At 40.5% G+C, this 15384-nt stretch carries 13 protein-coding genes; 7 read left to right on the top strand and 6 right to left on the bottom strand.

The window, feature by feature from the left end; all coding sequences use genetic code 11:
• Window positions 1–102 precede the first annotated feature (102 nt).
• Window positions 103–585: a winged helix-turn-helix transcriptional regulator gene (locus N523_RS0117205; RefSeq protein WP_016899359.1), complete on the top strand. Its 483-nt coding sequence runs from the start codon at window positions 103–105 to the stop codon at window positions 583–585.
• A 92-nt stretch (window positions 586–677) separates the two neighbouring features.
• Here the strand turns inward: N523_RS0117205 and N523_RS0117200 are convergent, their stop codons facing one another.
• Window positions 678–1283, bottom strand: a complete 606-nt coding sequence (locus N523_RS0117200; RefSeq protein ID WP_013464329.1) for a TIGR04211 family SH3 domain-containing protein — start codon at window positions 1281–1283, stop codon at window positions 678–680.
• 212 nt (window positions 1284–1495) lie between these two features.
• On the opposite strand from N523_RS0117200, the gene N523_RS0117195 reads away from it, so the two are divergent.
• Both N523_RS0117195 and N523_RS0117190 read left to right on the top strand, forming a co-directional pair.
• Complete coding sequence (locus tag N523_RS0117195; protein ID WP_028835491.1) at window positions 1496–3016, top strand: CYTH and CHAD domain-containing protein; 1521 nt, start codon at window positions 1496–1498, stop codon at window positions 3014–3016.
• The gene (locus tag N523_RS0117190) at window positions 3016–3708 is read left to right on the top strand and encodes an START domain-containing protein (RefSeq protein WP_028835490.1); all 693 of its coding nucleotides are present in this window, start codon (window positions 3016–3018) and stop codon (window positions 3706–3708) included. Before N523_RS0117195 ends, N523_RS0117190 begins: the two co-directional genes overlap by 1 nt.
• Window positions 3709–3756: 48 nt before the next feature.
• Here N523_RS0117190 and N523_RS0117185 read toward each other — a convergent pair whose 3' ends face one another.
• A complete protein-coding gene (locus N523_RS0117185; RefSeq protein WP_028835489.1) occupies window positions 3757–5274 on the bottom strand; it encodes a S10 family peptidase in 1518 nt (505 codons plus the stop codon).
• A 304-nt stretch (window positions 5275–5578) separates the two neighbouring features.
• Between N523_RS0117185 and N523_RS0117180 the strand changes: the two genes are divergently transcribed.
• From N523_RS0117180 to mrcB, 4 genes are all read left to right on the top strand, one after another.
• Window positions 5579–6361: a response regulator gene (locus N523_RS0117180; protein ID WP_028835488.1), complete on the top strand. Its 783-nt coding sequence runs from the start codon at window positions 5579–5581 to the stop codon at window positions 6359–6361.
• Window positions 6362–6616: 255 nt separating this feature from the next.
• Entirely contained in the window at window positions 6617–6955 is a 339-nt protein-coding gene (locus N523_RS0117175) for a P-II family nitrogen regulator (protein ID WP_010391070.1), read from the top strand.
• 9 nt (window positions 6956–6964) lie between these two features.
• The gene (locus N523_RS0117170) at window positions 6965–8194 is read left to right on the top strand and encodes an ammonium transporter (RefSeq protein ID WP_028835487.1); all 1230 of its coding nucleotides are present in this window, start codon (window positions 6965–6967) and stop codon (window positions 8192–8194) included.
• 138 nt (window positions 8195–8332) lie between these two features.
• Window positions 8333–10666 (top strand): penicillin-binding protein 1B, encoded by a 2334-nt coding sequence (gene mrcB, locus N523_RS0117165; protein ID WP_028835486.1) that lies wholly within the window; start codon window positions 8333–8335, stop codon window positions 10664–10666.
• Window positions 10667–10731: 65 nt separating this feature from the next.
• Here the strand turns inward: mrcB and hemL are convergent, their stop codons facing one another.
• From hemL to N523_RS0117145, 4 genes are all read right to left on the bottom strand, one after another.
• Window positions 10732–12012 (bottom strand): glutamate-1-semialdehyde 2,1-aminomutase, encoded by a 1281-nt coding sequence (gene hemL, locus N523_RS0117160; protein ID WP_024601882.1) that lies wholly within the window; start codon window positions 12010–12012, stop codon window positions 10732–10734.
• A gap of 37 nt (window positions 12013–12049) precedes the next feature.
• The gene (locus N523_RS0117155) at window positions 12050–13066 is read right to left on the bottom strand and encodes an aspartate carbamoyltransferase (protein WP_013464336.1); all 1017 of its coding nucleotides are present in this window, start codon (window positions 13064–13066) and stop codon (window positions 12050–12052) included.
• A gap of 112 nt (window positions 13067–13178) precedes the next feature.
• On the bottom strand, window positions 13179–13613 hold the full coding sequence (locus N523_RS0117150) for a CopD family protein (RefSeq protein ID WP_010391077.1): 435 nt from the start codon (window positions 13611–13613) through the stop codon (window positions 13179–13181).
• A 16-nt stretch (window positions 13614–13629) separates the two neighbouring features.
• Window positions 13630–15312, bottom strand: coding sequence for a chloride channel protein (locus tag N523_RS0117145; protein ID WP_016899367.1), 1683 nt, complete (start codon window positions 15310–15312; stop codon window positions 13630–13632).
• Window positions 15313–15384: the final 72 nt, after the last annotated feature.

Here is a 15384-nt window from a genome sequence, read left to right as displayed (position 1 = left end):
GCGTGCATTCTAATTAAAATCCAGCAGAATATGCTGGTTAATTTTGCCGTTTTACGATAATTTACAGGGCATATTATTAACTTATCCATATAAAATACTGATATGACTAATCCGAATAGATTACGCCTGCTTGATCGTATCGATATATCAATTTTAGACGTTTTGCAGCGCAATGGTAGAATTTCAAATGTTAACCTCGCAAAACAAGTGAATTTAAGTCCTAGTCCTTGTTTAGATAGAGTTAAACGTCTGGAGCAAGAAGGCTACATTGAGGGATATTTTGCAAAGTTAAGCGAGGAAAAGCTCAATCAAAGCTTAGTGGCGCATGTGCAGGTATCGTTAGTCACCTCAAATACCGCGGTATTTAAAGTGTTTCGCGAACACATTCTTAAAATTAAGCAGGTTGTTGAATGTGACATGGTAGCGGGTGGTTACGACTATTTATTAAAAATTCGCGTCTCTAATATGGACGAATACAGAGAAGTATTAGGTGATTTGGTCGATATTCCAGGGGTGGGTACACACCACACTTACATGGTAATAGAAAAAATCAAACAGGATCCTGGACTGCGTTTAGATATGTAACCTTTGAGTACATTATTGCAGGTATAAAAAATTGCAGGCATAAAAAAAGCATCTTTTTGATGCTTTTTTTATGCCTGCAATATAGGTGGCGCTTACGCCCAACCTTCATAGCGTTTTCTGCGCGATAACACAATAGTTAAAATAATTCCTAAGAACAAACCTAAAAATGCAATAGCACCACCATAAGTGAGTAGCTGACGCTTTTCTTTAGCACTGGTTGCTTGCTTTAATTGTTGTTCTTGAGCAAGCGAGTCTTGTAATTGACTTATTTGTGCTAACAGCTGAGCATTTTGTTCGGTTAGCTGTGAGTTTTGTTCTTGTAGTTCAGGTAATTCTACTTGCGCTTGGCGTAATTTATTTTGCATAGCGCTAATTTCGCTGTTAAGCGCTTGATACTGCTGCTTTAAACCAGCTGATTCGCTGATGAATTTAGCCTCTACCCAGCCTTCACGGTCTTTATCATCTTTAACTTTTATAAAACCGTTTTGTTCATCAGATAATAAAGTCAGTTGCGTGCCTGCATCAATAGAACCGAGTAAGCGATAGTCTTTACTGGCGCCTGAACGCATAAAAGTATACAAGTTATCGATTATATAAGCTGTTTTAGCATTAGTAGGCGGCGTTGATTGAGCTTCTTCTGCTTGGCTCATAAACGGGGCGGCTGTTAAAAGCAGCCATAGTAAACAGTGTTTTAGCATTTATCTACCTTGTTAATCTAGCAGTGTCCGTTGTGAACGTGATTTTTATTTCGCATAAGTATATAGATAGTATGGATTTAATAGTTTAATAGCAAGATAGATATTGTAACCAAAGTATTTTGCTTGCGTGTTTATGATTAAAAAATTTGCAATATAGGTCTGCTTTGTTTATTTTGAGCACTTATTAATTTTAAGGGTAATCCGCAAGCCTAATGGATACTGAGATAGAACTGAAGTTTTTGGTATCAGATGACGTCATTCCACTGATCCCCTCGTTAATTACTCAATTTGCAAAAACAGTTACAAACAAGCCTTCTAAAAGTTTGCAAAATGCTTATTTTGATACGCCAAGCAGAGAGCTGAGAGCACTCGATATTGGTTTTAGAACGCGTTGTACAGACGAGCGCTGTGAGCAAACAATTAAGCTTGCAGGAGACGTGGTGGGGGGATTACATCAACGTCCAGAATATAACCTTCCCATAGAAACAAATCGACCTAATTTAATGGCGTTTGATTCATCAATTTGGCCACACGGCATGCAAATTGATGTTATATCACAAAACCTCTACCCTATATTTAGTACTAATTTTATCCGCCGTACGTGGTTAATTGAAACGCAAAATGGTGCCAAAATTGAAGTGGTATTAGATAAAGGTGAAGTGGCCGCCTCGGGTAAAGTGGAGATTATTAGCGAGCTTGAAATAGAGCTCGTCGAAGGTAGCCGAGACGAGCTATTTGCTTTAGCAGATAAATTAATAAGCCAAAACAGTGTGCGCTTGGGGCTTTATTCAAAAGCAGCAAGAGGCTACCGCCTAGCGGATAACACACCGTTACAACCGAGTAAATCTATCGGTTTTGTTAAACTTACTAAGCAAGCCACTCAAGAGCAAGCACTTATTGAAGCCATGGGCTTTGGTATTCGCTTTGTGCAAAAACATGAGCAATGCTATTTTGATAAGCCAAGTTTAAAAACATTAAAACGTGTGACCGACGGTATTAGTTTAATTCGTCATAACTTTTGGTTATTTGATGATATTGTCAGTAAAGACAGCACCGAGCACCTCAGAACGGAGTTAAAGTGGTTATTGAGTGAATTAGCATGGGTTGAAAATGCCATTCAGTTAAAAACTTACACTTCTAAGCGCCATGCTTTTTATAAAAAAATAAACAGTGCGCCCGCCTTAGCTCAAGTTATTAACGATTTAAAAGAGTTACAACCGAGTATTGATGATATTTTTGCGCTTTTTCATAGTGCGCGTTACAACCGTTTATTGCTGAGCTTAACAACGTGGCTGATAAATAAGCAGTGGCGTAAAGACTGGAGCCAAGCAGAGCTACAAAACGCTGAGCAGCCCGTTATTGATATTGCTCATCGTTTATTTGATAAAGATTGGAAAAATTTACACCGCTTATTGCCTAAAGAGCAAAGTTTAGCGGGCAATGATTATTTAAATTTTCGTACTCAGTTAGAAAATAGCTTACTCAGTGGTAACTGTTTAGGTGCACTGTTTAATAAAGATGAACGATTAGAATTTAGGCTTCCTTGGCTCGATATTTCTCATGGCATGTATGAGCTAAGCACGCTTGATTATTTAAAACAGCTGTGTGGCGGGCAAGAAGATGCTCAACTAGCAAAAATACAACTATGGTTGGAACAAAAGTCTGACTTTTTAGTCAGTGCCATGGAGCAAAGTCGACACGCTTCATTTGATACAGAACCGTATTGGCTTTGATGGCTAAGCACTTTTGCACGCTTAACTTGTTGCAAAAGTGCATTATTCTATCGCTTTTGTGTTTTGTTACAAATGTGTATTCACAGCCCTATTGGCAGCTTTACGAGAGTAAACAGGGGGTGAGTGTTTATTTTCAGCGTTTGAGCGATGATACCTTGAAAATGAAAGCTGAAACGGTGGTTAAGAATACCACAGCAGAAGATTTAATCGCCTTACTCAGTGATACCGATGCTGCTCCCCGCTGGATAGAAAATATTGCTAAAGTAAAATTACTGAAATATTTAAGCCCCTCAGAAAACCTTGTTTACAGCTTTATTGACTCCCCTTGGCCCGTTGCAAATAGAGATTTAGTCACGTATTCGTGCTATACAAAACGCAGCGCGTTGCAAACTCAACTTAGTATTCATGCCCGTCCTGATTTTTTACCTCAAACTAAAGGGGTAGTAAGAATAAGCACATTAGATGCGACGTGGTTACTGACTCAGCAAGCGAATAACTTGCATATTGACTATCAGGTTTATGCGTTACCAGGCGGAAGTATACCCAATTGGCTAAATAACCGAGTCGCTCTAAAAAGCACCTTTAACACGCTAATAAATCTAGCTGAAATACTTGCTACTAAGCAGTACACAGCAAAGCCAACCGTCATCCGTACTGGGGATTGCACACATGGCGAATTGCCGCGGTTATAAGCAAAAAAGTGACCTAAGTGGTCACTTTTTTAAGTGGATATAAGCTAATTAGTATTTAGCGGATTGACCGTCTTTAGGTATAGACTGTTTTATAAACTCGCGTAAATCGTTGTTAGAGCTTTCTAAATCTGCATGGCGTAGGTACATCATATGGCCACTGCGGTAGCCTTTAAAGCTTAATCTATTTTGCATTTTACCACTTGGATCTAGTTGCCACATTGTGTATTTAGCATCAAAGTAGTTTGTTGCACCATCAAAATAGCCAGCTTGAACCATCACATTTAAATACGGATTTTGAGCCATAGCTAAACGCAAGTTTTCACCGGTATTGTTTCCGCTTCTATCCCATGGGTGAACGTTACCAAATAAGTTATATTTGATGTCGGTTTTGTAATTAAGCTCTTCACGCAGGTAGTAGTTAATTGCAGGGGTAAAAGAGTGCAGCCACGATGTAAGCTCTGCCCAGTAATCTGGTGATTCACCGGCATCGCGCTTATCAATCCCTAAATAGCGCGAATCCAGTCGACCAACCATTTGTCCGCGTTCACGTAATAACTCTTTCCAAAAAAACTGTGTCGGAATGTCTAAGTTATTTTGGCTAACAAATGTTTCAGATAGACCTGCATATTCGGCCATTTTTTTAATAATACGACGTTTTTCATCTGGGGCAATAAATCCGCCTTTTGCAAGCGCGGGAATGAGCTCATTAACGGTAAACTGTTCCACTTCAGGTAATAGCTCGTCTAAGTCTTTAGCTTGTAAATCAGCGCTTAATGCCTTGTGGTACCACGCTGTAGCTGCAAAGTAAGGTAGGCGGTTAGCGGCTTTTACAGGACCGTCGCGCTTAATACCAATATCGGTAGGTGAAACGAGTACAACACCGTTAATGTACATCCATTGACTATTTTGTAGCTCATGCGCTAAGCCTGATACACGAGTGGTACCATAGCTTTCACCAATTAAAAATTTAGGAGAGCGCCAGCGTTCATTGCGAGATACAAAAGTATTAAGCCACTCTGCTAGATATTTTATATCGGCATTCACACCAAAAAATAACTCTTTTTGTTTATCCTTTGGTAGAAGGTTACCATCTTTATCTTCAACGACACGCGAATAACCCGTGTTTACAGGGTTTACGTAAACGATGTCGGCTACGTCTAAAACCGAGTAAGGGTTATCTTTAACACCGTAAGGTTGAATAGGGTAGCCTTCGTCGTCAATTTTTAAAACGCGTGGGCCGGTGTATGCTAAATGCATCCAAACTGACGCTGAGCCTGGGCCACCATTAAATGAAATAAGTAATGGGCGCTTTGTTCTATCATCGACCTTATCGCGCGTGTAGTAAGTGTATTGAAGGGTTGCGATGGCGTCTCCCTTGTCATCCCATACCGGTTGTGTGCCAGTTGCTACTGTGTAAGAAAATCGTTCATTATTTATTTTTGCTTTGTGCTGGGTAACCACTTTACTGTCAATATCAATGCGACGTTGATTATCGGCAAACGAGGCGCTACTTAGGGTGAGCGCAATAGCGGCAATGGGTAAAAATAGACTTCGACTAAATTTCATAAGTGACCCTTTTTATTTTATGTACTGCAGTTATAGCGATATTTGAGTAAAAAACAAAAGTAATGAGACTAGCTGCCGATAATAATCGTTGAGTTTATGTAATTAAGATTAATCTGATTGCAGCAAATAGGCGAAATATACTTGATATGTATGTTGCACTGTAAGTTTAAGGCGATTTAAAAATTTAATTATTAATTAAGTTTTTTAAATCATTGGTCGCTTATTTGTTTCTATATGGATGATTGAAAGTGATTTCTTTTTAGGTTTATAACCTTAAAGAGTGGGCGCAAATAAAAGGGAGTTTATGCAACGCGTTTTAATTGTTGAAGATAACATTAGAGTACAGCAGATATTTAAGCACATTGCTGCTCAATATCTTGATGTTTTGGTTGATTTTGCCTCGTCACTTACTCAATGCAAACAACTCCTGAGCCAAACAAGTTATTCACTCGCCTTAGTTGATTTGCCACTTAGTGGACAAACCGATATGGATGTTGCTCGCTATATTTTATCGCAAGGTATCCCTACGCTATTAATGACAACGCAATTAGAAGAGTCCACGCGCCTAAAAATGCTGGAATTAGGGATTATTGATTACATTATTAAAGATAACCGTGACTCTTACCTTTATGCCATTAAATTTGTAGCACAGTTACTGCGTAATCAAGGGCGTAAGGCGCTAATTGTTGATAATTCTTTATTGAGCAGTAGCTTGGTTAAGCAAATGCTCGAAAAACAGTTATTTGATGTCATTACTGCTGATAATAGCGCTCAAGCATTGCATATACTTAACCATAATAGGGCAATTAAGTTAGTCATTACTAATCATAATTTAACTGATATGAATGGGTTTGAATTAATTAGAGCAATTCGAAATGTTAAAAGTCGTGAGCAATTAGCCATTATTGGTCTGGCCGATGTATATAGTTATGGTGTTGCCACGCAGTTTATTAAATCGGGTGCAAATGACTTTTTAACTAAGCCCTTTACTCATGAAGAGTTTCATTTTCGAGTGGTAAAAACTATGGAATCGCTATGGCTGGGTGAAGCTATAAGAGCTGATTTATCCCTCGACGCGACTGAGTAAGTCATTATGCTTAAAAAATTAATTAGTACTTAGAACGTTGTGCAGCGGGTCACTAGAGATGACGTCTTGCTTTTAACCACCTCGCACCAATGCAGTATTTTGCATAAAAAAAGCGCACCTAAATGGTGCGCTTTTTTGTTTTATATATTATTTATTTTTTTAAGTTTATGTTTTTATTATTAATTTAAAAATGGCACAAAGGTTGGATTGTATAGAGGAAATACAATAACAAGCTAGCGTCCTAAGGGGGCCTTTGTGAAAATGATCAGTGCAATAATAAAGCCATTCAAACTAGATGATGTGCGTGAAGCACTCGCTGATTTAGGCATCGAAGGAATGACAGTGGTTGACGTTAAGGGATTTGGACGTCAAAGAGGGCATACTGAGTTATACCGTGGTGCTGAATATCAGGTTGACTTTATACCTAAAATTAAACTTGAAATTGCTACTCGTAGTGAAAATTGCCAACGCGTTGTAGAAACCATTACCAAAGTCGCTGGAACGGGCAAAATTGGTGACGGCAAAATTTTTGTTTACGACCTAGACCAAATCGTCCGTATTCGTACTGGCGAGCTTGATGATGATGCAATTTAAGGGGGCAACATGGAAAATACAATTATAGAGCTGAAGTTTTCGCTCGATACGTTTTACTTTTTAATGTCTGGCATCTTAGTCATGTGGATGGCAGCCGGTTTTGCAATGTTAGAAGCGGGTTTAGTGCGCTCTAAAAATACCACAGAAATTCTAACTAAAAATATCGCGCTTTATTCTATCGCGTGTACTATGTTTTTGTTGATAGGCTACAACATTATGTACGTAGATAATGTTGAAGGCGGCGTTATTCCTTCGTTTGGTGGGCTAATAGGTAGCCAAGCGGCAGATGCTAATCATTCACTCGAATCTGACTTTTTCTTCCAAGTAGTTTTTGTTGCAACGGCCATGTCTATTGTATCTGGCGCCGTAGCAGAGCGTATGAAGTTATGGGCTTTCTTAGTTTTCACAGTGGTACTAACAGGATTAATTTACCCAATTGAAGGTTACTGGACATGGGGTGGCGGCTTCTTATCTGAATTAGGCTTTGTTGATTTTGCAGGCTCTGCCATTGTACATGCAACTGGTGCGGCTGCAGCGCTTGCGGGTGTAATACTACTGGGTGCACGTAAAGGTAAATATGGTAAAAATGGTGAAATTTACCCAATTCCAGGTTCAAACTTGCCACTTGCTACATTGGGTACGTTTATTTTATGGATGGGTTGGTTTGGCTTTAACGGCGGATCACAGTTATTAATTTCAGATAAAGAAAACGCAACAGCGGTAGGTCAAATATTACTTAATACCAACGCTGCTGCAGCTATGGGCGCAATTTCAGCCTTGTTCTTATGTAAACTGTTATGGGGCAAAGCTGATTTAACCATGGTACTTAATGGTGCACTTGCAGGCTTAGTGGTTATTACTGCAGACCCATTATCACCATCACCACTAATGGCGTGTTTATTTGGCTTACTAGGTGGCTCATTAGTGATACTTAGTATTGTCGCACTGGACAAAGCGAAGATAGATGATCCCGTGGGTGCTATTTCTGTTCATGGTGTGTGTGGCATCCTAGGTGTCGTGCTAGTACCTGTTACTAATGCTGAGGCTAGCATTGTTAATCAGTTGATTGGCCTACTATGTATTATTGGTTTTGTGTTTATTGCTTCATTCATTGTATGGGCAATCCTCAAGCAAACCATGGGTATTCGTGTTACCGAAGAAGAAGAGTTAAACGGTATGGATCAACACGATTGTGGTATTGATGCTTATCCAGAGTTTGTATCAGTTAGAAGTAATTAATTAAAAGTATTGTGTGTTCAATCAAAGCCCTACTCTGTTAGGGCTTTTTTGATTTCAGGGGAGGTTAATTTTTCAGGTGCTAGAGTAATGTGATAAGCTCCTCGCGTTAAATTAACCTTCGGAATATATTACACTTAAATGGCTGAAAAAAAGAAAACATCGACCAGTAAACCCTCGACTAAGCGCGCTACTAAGTCATCTAAATCATCGGCGCGAAAAAGTGCGACTAAAAAAACTTCAAGCACCACAAAACGGCCACTTTTTAAAACGTTGTTTTCTATTTTTTGGAAACTGAGTCTGGCGACGTTTATCGCCATTGCACTTTATTTTATTTACCTTGATGCAAAAATAACTCGCCAGTTTGAAGGTAATAAATGGCAACTTCCGGCACAAGTATATGCCCGCTCAATGACTTTTTTTCCAGGCCAGTTTTTATCAGAGCAAGAAGTTTTATGGGAGCTTAAGCGCTTAAACTACACGGCGGTTAATCGCTTAAGCCGGACTGGGCAGTATATTAAAACAGCCAATAGTATTAAGATTTTTCGTCGTGACTTTGAATTTTATGATGGTTTAGAGAGCGCTCATGTTATTGAGTTGCGTTTCTCTGGAGAGAAGGTAGCCAGTATTAAAGATAAGTTTGGCCGTCGCTTAAACACTGCCAGATTAGAGCCTGTACAAATAGCCCGTATTGGTAATGACTCAAAACAAGATAGAGAGTTTGTACCATTAGATAAATTTCCTGACATGCTTAAAAATACCTTATTAGTAGTTGAAGACCGCGATTTTTATGATCATCACGGTGTATCGGTATTTTCAATTTTACGCGCTTTGTATACCAATATTCGCGCAGGGCGCACCGTGCAAGGGGGGAGTACATTAACCCAGCAGCTGGCTAAAAATATTTACCTTACCCGTGAGCGTTCGTTAGTGCGTAAAATTAATGAAGCCTTTATTGCGCTTATTCTTGATTACCGTTACTCAAAAGATCAGATTCTCGAAGCCTATTTAAACGAAGTGTACTTAGGTCAGTCATACAACCAAGGGGTACATGGAATGGGGCTGGCCGCCGAGTTTTACTTTGCCAAACCTGTTGATGAACTCGAGTACGACCAAATTGCCTTGCTGGTGGCTATGGTTAAAGGCCCATCTTATTACAATCCTAGACGTTACAAAGAACGTGCGATGGATCGTCGTGACCTAGTGCTGCGTTTAATGGTCGATAACAAACTTATTTCTACTAAAGAGTATAGAGCCTCGTTAAAGCGCGCAATTGATATTGCACCAATGAAAGCCAGCTTGCAAAAGTCTTATCCAGGTTACTTAGAGTTGGTTAATCGCGAGCTTAAACAGCTACTACCCGATCAAGACGTATTGGATGCGGGTGTGCGTGTATTTACCTACTTTGATTTACAAAAACAAACCGCGATGGAAGAGTCGATTCAGGCCAGTTTACCTTATTTAGAAAGACGTCCAAATACCAAAGAGTTAGAAGCGGCGATGATCTCCGTTAATGTTGAAAAAGCCGGTGTATCAGCGTTAGTCGCTGGACGTGATGTACGCTACTCAGGATTTAACCGCGTGCTCGATACCAAACGAAATATTGGCTCATTAGTTAAACCTGCAGTGTATTTAAGTGCACTGCAGCTTCCTCATTATAACTTAGCGACGTTACTTGATGACTCGCCTGTTCAAGTCACCAACGAGGAGGGTAACGTATGGCAGCCAGAAAACTTTGATCATCAATACCGTGGTGCCATGCCTCTTTATAAAGCATTTAGCCACAGTATTAATATACCGGCAGTTAACTTAGGGCTTGATGTAGGCGTCGATAAAGTGGCTAACACGCTCAGGGGATTAGGAGCTAAAGGCTATATTAATGAATACCCATCGTTATTATTAGGGGCTATTGAAATGTCGAGCTTTGAAGTGGCACAGCTTTATACTACGATTGCAGCAGACGGTGAATACAGAGAGCTGACGTCTATTTCTGCGTTAACCGACTCTGTTGGTAAAGTACTTTATAAGCACAAAGTAATTAACGAGCAACGTTTTGATAAAGATGCCATGTACATGACCAAATATGCTATGAAGCGAGTAACTAAAGATGGCACCGCTAAGCGCTTAAACTTACATTTTCCGTCAATCCAGTTGGCAGGTAAAACAGGCACCAGTAATGAATTACGCGACAGCTGGTTTGCTGGATTTGATCAAAATACAGTGACGGTTGCATGGATAGGCCGTGACGATAATAAAAGCACCGGCTTAACCGGCAGTGTTGGCGCGCTTGAAACCTATATTCGTTATTTAAAACCGCTAAACCCGCAAGCAATTGCCGATACCCGTCCGCCTTCAATTAGGTGGGCATTTGTAAACGAGCAAACTGGGAAGCAAGCACCACCGGGCTGTGGCAAAGTGATTCAGCTACCGCTTAGAGCCAGTGAGTTTAAACCAAGACCAGAATGTATTCGTTAAATAGTAAAAACAAAAAAAGCCCGAAAGGGCTTTTTTTATGGGTAAGCGTTTTTAAAAACTAAACGTTATAGCTTAGCAAAAGCGCGCTCTGCTGCTTCAATCGTTGCTTGAACTTCTTGCTCTGTGTGCGCAGCACACACAAAACCAGCTTCAAACGCTGAAGGCGCTAAATAAACCCCTTCTTCAAGCATTAAGTGGAAGAACTTTTTAAAGCGCTCTAAATCACATTCAGTGGCTTGTTTGTAAGTAGTTACTTTTTCTGCATCGGTGAAGAAAAAGCCATACATACCGCCAGCGTAGTTAGTCGTTAAGGCAATACCTGCTTTTTTAGCTGCGGCTTCAAAGCCTTCACAAATCGCTTTACTAATGGCTTCTAACTTATCATGCACGCCAGGAGCGCTTAGTAGTTCAAGTGATTTTAAGCCTGCTGCCATCGCAATAGGGTTACCTGAAAGTGTACCCGCTTGATAAACAGGGCCCACAGGGGCTATGTAATCCATGATTTCTGTTTTACCACCAAACGCGCCTACTGGCATGCCACCACCAATTACTTTACCTAAACAGGTTAAGTCTGGTTTGATGTTGTAATACGCTTGAGCGCCACCAAGGGCGACACGAAAACCTGTCATTACTTCATCAAAAATAAGCACGGATTGGTATTGATCACATACTTCACGCAGACCTTCTAAAAAGCCGGGCACTGGTGGAATACAGTTCATGTTACCGGCAACTGGTTCAACAATAATACACGCGATTTCATCGGCGTACTTGGCAAAAATCGCTTTCACTTCTTCAATATTGTTAAACGAAACGGTGAGTGTGTGCTTAGCTAAATCTTCAGGAATACCTGGAGAGTTAGGTACACCCATAGTTAATGCGCCAGAGCCGGCTTTTACTAGTAATGAGTCTGCATGGCCGTGGTAACACCCTTCAAATTTTAAAATTTTGTCACGACCAGTAAAACCACGGGCTAAACGAATTGCACTCATTGTTGCTTCAGTACCAGAGCTCACCATGCGTACTTTTTCGATTGATGGTACTAGCTCTTTTACTTTTTCAGCCATTAAAATTTCAGCTTCAGTAGGCGCTCCGTAGCTTAAACCATTTTCTACCGCGTCATGCACTGCTTGTTTAATTTCAGGGTGATTGTGGCCCATAATCATTGGACCCCAAGAGCCTACATAATCGATGTAACGGTTGCCATCAGCATCAAATGTAAACGCGCCCTGTGCTTTAGTAATAAACAGCGGAGTACCACCTACACCATTAAATGCACGCACTGGCGAATTTACTCCACCAGGAATAGAGTCTTGAGCTCGTTTAAATAAGTCTTGGCTAATTGTCATGAAAAATCCTATTGTTTTATCACTTTAAAATTAAAGCTTAGCTGTCGCGTTTGCGGCTAAACCAAGGAACGCTTACTTCATACTGCTCGACTTTGTTTTCTACGCCGAGGGTTAAAGCAAACAGTGCCATACGAATGAGTACGCCATTTTGTACTTGGCGGAATATCGCTAGATTGTCGTTAGCATTTAAGTCGTTATCAAGTTCGTTTGCCTCTAGGCGACTATCGCGAGGAAGCGGGTGCATTAATACTGAATTAGGTTTGCAATGAGTATTATAAATAGACTGGCTAATTCTAAATCCACCACGATACTTATTAGCTTCTTCTTGTGATGGAAAACGCTCTTCTTGGATTCGTGTTTGATAAACGATATCGGCTGCTAAGTTACCTTCCATTTTATCTACCAGTTCAATTTTATGACCGGCATTTTCAACCGCAGATAAAATTGAGTCAGGCATTTGCAAGCCATTAGGGGCAACCATCGAAAACTTAATGTCTTTGTAATGACACAGTAACTTAGAGAGTGAGTGAACAGTACGGCCATATTTTAAATCGCCGACTAGCGCAATATGCATACCATCGATATTTTGATCGAAGCGGTTAAGTTCACGCTCAATAGTTAATAAATCAAGCAATGCTTGGGTAGGGTGCTCATTGGGTCCGTCACCACCGTTTATTACTGGTACGCTGCAACCTGTTGCAAATTCAGCTACCGAGCCTGAGTCAGGATGGCGCATAGCAACAGCATCAGCATACGCTGAAATAACTCGTGCGGTATCATAAAGTGATTCGCCCTTAGCAAGCGCAGAGCTTTGCATGCCGGTGGTTTCACGAACTAGTCCACCGAGTAAGTTAAACGCAGTGCCAAAACTAACACGAGTACGTGTACTGGGTTCAAAAAACAGATTTGCTAAAATAGCGCCTTCAAGCACGTTGGTCCGCTTTTGTTTTTTAGCGTATGGCTCCATTTTTTTTGCCACAGCAAATATGCGTTCAATACAGTCTCGGTCGAGTTGATTAACAGAGAGTATATTTTCACCTTGGAAACTGAACATGGGGGTTATTCCTAGTTATTCAAAAAGGCGCGATAATCCACAAAGGAGCACGCAATCGCGCGTATTATACAAACTTAGTATGCGACTTGGCAGCGTAATTTATAAGCTTTTGCTAAAAGCTTGGCTTAATAATCGCCAAAGCGACAATAACGAGTAGCGCTAAAACAGGTAGCTCGTTGAAAATGCGATAAAACCGATCGCTTTTAGTATTTCTATCGTGTTTAAAATCAGCTAACAATTTGAAACAGTAGCCATGATAAATATATAAAATAATCACCAGCACGAGTTTGTAATGCAGCCACATGCTGTAACGAAACCATTCTCGGCCGTATTCAACAATAGTCAATACGCCAAATACTGCGGTAAGCACCGCAAAGGGTGTAACAAAATAAAGTAGCCGACGCTCCATTACTTTTAGCATTGAGTTACACGATTTTTCTTCACTCATAGCGTGATAAACAAAAAGTCGAGGTAGGTAAAAAATACCGGCAAACCAAGCAATCATAAAAAATACGTGCAAGGTTTTGTAGATTAATAATGCGCTCATATTGTTCTCATTATTGTTAAAGTAGACTGTTACGTATGGTTAAAATATGGTGGATTTGATCCCACCTTAGTAATCCCATAATTTGTTGATTATCTAATAAGTTATATACATAAAGTGCACCACTGCGTTTATCATTCAAAATTTCAAATGCATCTGCAAGGGTGGCTTGGCTGCTAATACCTTGTAAGCTAATGTATTTTATATTGACCGCCTGATCAGACATTAAACTTAAGTCATATTCAGCTAGGCGATAACCATTTTCTTCATCAAATACAATTAATGGTGTTTGGCTGTCCATGGCATCTAAACTGTTTTTTATTTGCTCTTTATCGTCGGAGTAGAGCAGTTTAAAGTCTTCATCCATATCATCCATTACCCCTACTTTTTGTAGGGCTTCAGTGGCGGGAGATACATGATAGGGAAGCCCTTGAAAGTCTAATTGCTGTAAAAATATAGAGCGGTTACCAAATACCTGCAAAGCTGTAACGTAGGCGGTGGTAATGACGATCATCGCCGGTACAATAATTTCAGGTGACGAGGTCAGCTCCATTACGGTGGTCAGTGCTGCTAAGGGGGAGTGCAACGTTGCCGCCAGTAAGCCAGCCATGCCGAGTACCCCGTAAGTGCCGGCTATATCGGTGCCGGGGCTAATAAATTGAGCAAAAAATGCCATTAAAGTACCGGTTAAAACGCCCAGCCCAATAACCGGACCTATCAACCCACCAGGAATACCTAAGCCAATAGCAAATAAGGTGGCTAATAACTTAGCAATTAAAATAGTGGTGAGTAGTTGAATATTTTCAGGTGACTCAACCGCAATAGTGATAGCGCTCATACCCGAGCCCATTGCTTGTGGAACTGCATAGGCAATTAAGCTGGCAATACACCCTGCAATCATTAAACGTGGAAACATACTAAGTGGTTTAAAGGTTTTAATAATTAACATTAAATTCTGATTAAAAGCATAAGCCACCGCGCCTAATCCCATGCCGCATAAAATTAAATAGGGGTAGTGCCACCCACTTAAGGGGGCAATGGTTATTAGCGCAAGTTCTGAGCCCTCACCAAATACAAACTGTGTTGCTAATGCGCCGGTAACGGCTGCGAGCATAATCGGCACAAAAATATGCACTTTGTATTCTCTGAGCACCACTTCCATTACAAAAATAACCGCAGCCAGGGGGGTGTTGAACGATGCAGCAATGCCCGCGGCAACACCACAACCACTGAGGGTACGCATAGCGTTGTGGGGTAAGTGTAGTTTATTTGCTAATATGCTTGCCCCCGCTGCTCCCATATGCACTGAGGGGCCTTCGCGGCCAACAGAAAAACCGCTGATCAGTGCCAGCGCGCCGCCTACAAACTGGTTAACCGTATTATAAAGTGGCATTTGCCCGTAATGACGTTTTATTCTGTGTATTACAAAAGGGATACCCAAGCGGTAATGTTTAAAGCCGGTAAAAGCCGCAAATGTGGCTATCAGAAGTGCAGCAATCAAAGGCATTAATACCCGTTCTAGGGTAGGGAGAGTAGTAAAGTCGTCAGGGGTTTCTAAAAATAAGCTTTGAAAAAATAAAATGGTTAGGCGAAACAGTATAATGAAAAATGCAGCAATTAATCCGGCACTTACGCCCAATAAGCATAATTGTACGGATGTTTTTGGTTTTGCTAATCGACGTCTCAGTCGCTCAAGCCACATGCTTTATTTCCCCGTAGCATTTTTAGGCGTCAAGTTTATCAAAATAGTCTAGGGAAGTCCTTGAGATTTTTA

This window comes from Pseudoalteromonas sp. 23_GOM-1509m (assembly GCF_000518425.1).
GTDB classification, from domain to species: Bacteria; Pseudomonadota; Gammaproteobacteria; order Enterobacterales; family Alteromonadaceae; genus Pseudoalteromonas; species Pseudoalteromonas tetraodonis.
This window is presented reverse-complemented; position numbering and strand designations above follow the sequence as displayed.

What these genes read in the sequence shown, in the direction of transcription:
- N523_RS0117170 (WP_028835487.1), top strand. Translation starts at nt 6,965, where the DNA reads ATGGAAAATACAATTATAGAGCTGAAGTTTTCGCTCGATACGTTTTAC.
- N523_RS0117195 (WP_028835491.1), top strand. Translation starts at nt 1,496, where the DNA reads ATGGATACTGAGATAGAACTGAAGTTTTTGGTATCAGATGACGTCATT.
- N523_RS0117155 (WP_013464336.1), bottom strand. Translation starts at nt 13,066, where the DNA reads ATGTTCAGTTTCCAAGGTGAAAATATACTCTCTGTTAATCAACTCGAC.
- N523_RS0117150 (WP_010391077.1), bottom strand. Translation starts at nt 13,613, where the DNA reads ATGAGCGCATTATTAATCTACAAAACCTTGCACGTATTTTTTATGATT.
- N523_RS0117190 (WP_028835490.1), top strand. Translation starts at nt 3,016, where the DNA reads ATGGCTAAGCACTTTTGCACGCTTAACTTGTTGCAAAAGTGCATTATT.
- N523_RS0117180 (WP_028835488.1), top strand. Translation starts at nt 5,579, where the DNA reads ATGCAACGCGTTTTAATTGTTGAAGATAACATTAGAGTACAGCAGATA.
- N523_RS0117200 (WP_013464329.1), bottom strand. Translation starts at nt 1,283, where the DNA reads ATGCTAAAACACTGTTTACTATGGCTGCTTTTAACAGCCGCCCCGTTT.
- N523_RS0117185 (WP_028835489.1), bottom strand. Translation starts at nt 5,274, where the DNA reads ATGAAATTTAGTCGAAGTCTATTTTTACCCATTGCCGCTATTGCGCTC.
- mrcB (WP_028835486.1), top strand. Translation starts at nt 8,333, where the DNA reads ATGGCTGAAAAAAAGAAAACATCGACCAGTAAACCCTCGACTAAGCGC.
- N523_RS0117205 (WP_016899359.1), top strand. Translation starts at nt 103, where the DNA reads ATGACTAATCCGAATAGATTACGCCTGCTTGATCGTATCGATATATCA.
- hemL (WP_024601882.1), bottom strand. Translation starts at nt 12,012, where the DNA reads ATGACAATTAGCCAAGACTTATTTAAACGAGCTCAAGACTCTATTCCT.
- N523_RS0117145 (WP_016899367.1), bottom strand. Translation starts at nt 15,312, where the DNA reads ATGTGGCTTGAGCGACTGAGACGTCGATTAGCAAAACCAAAAACATCC.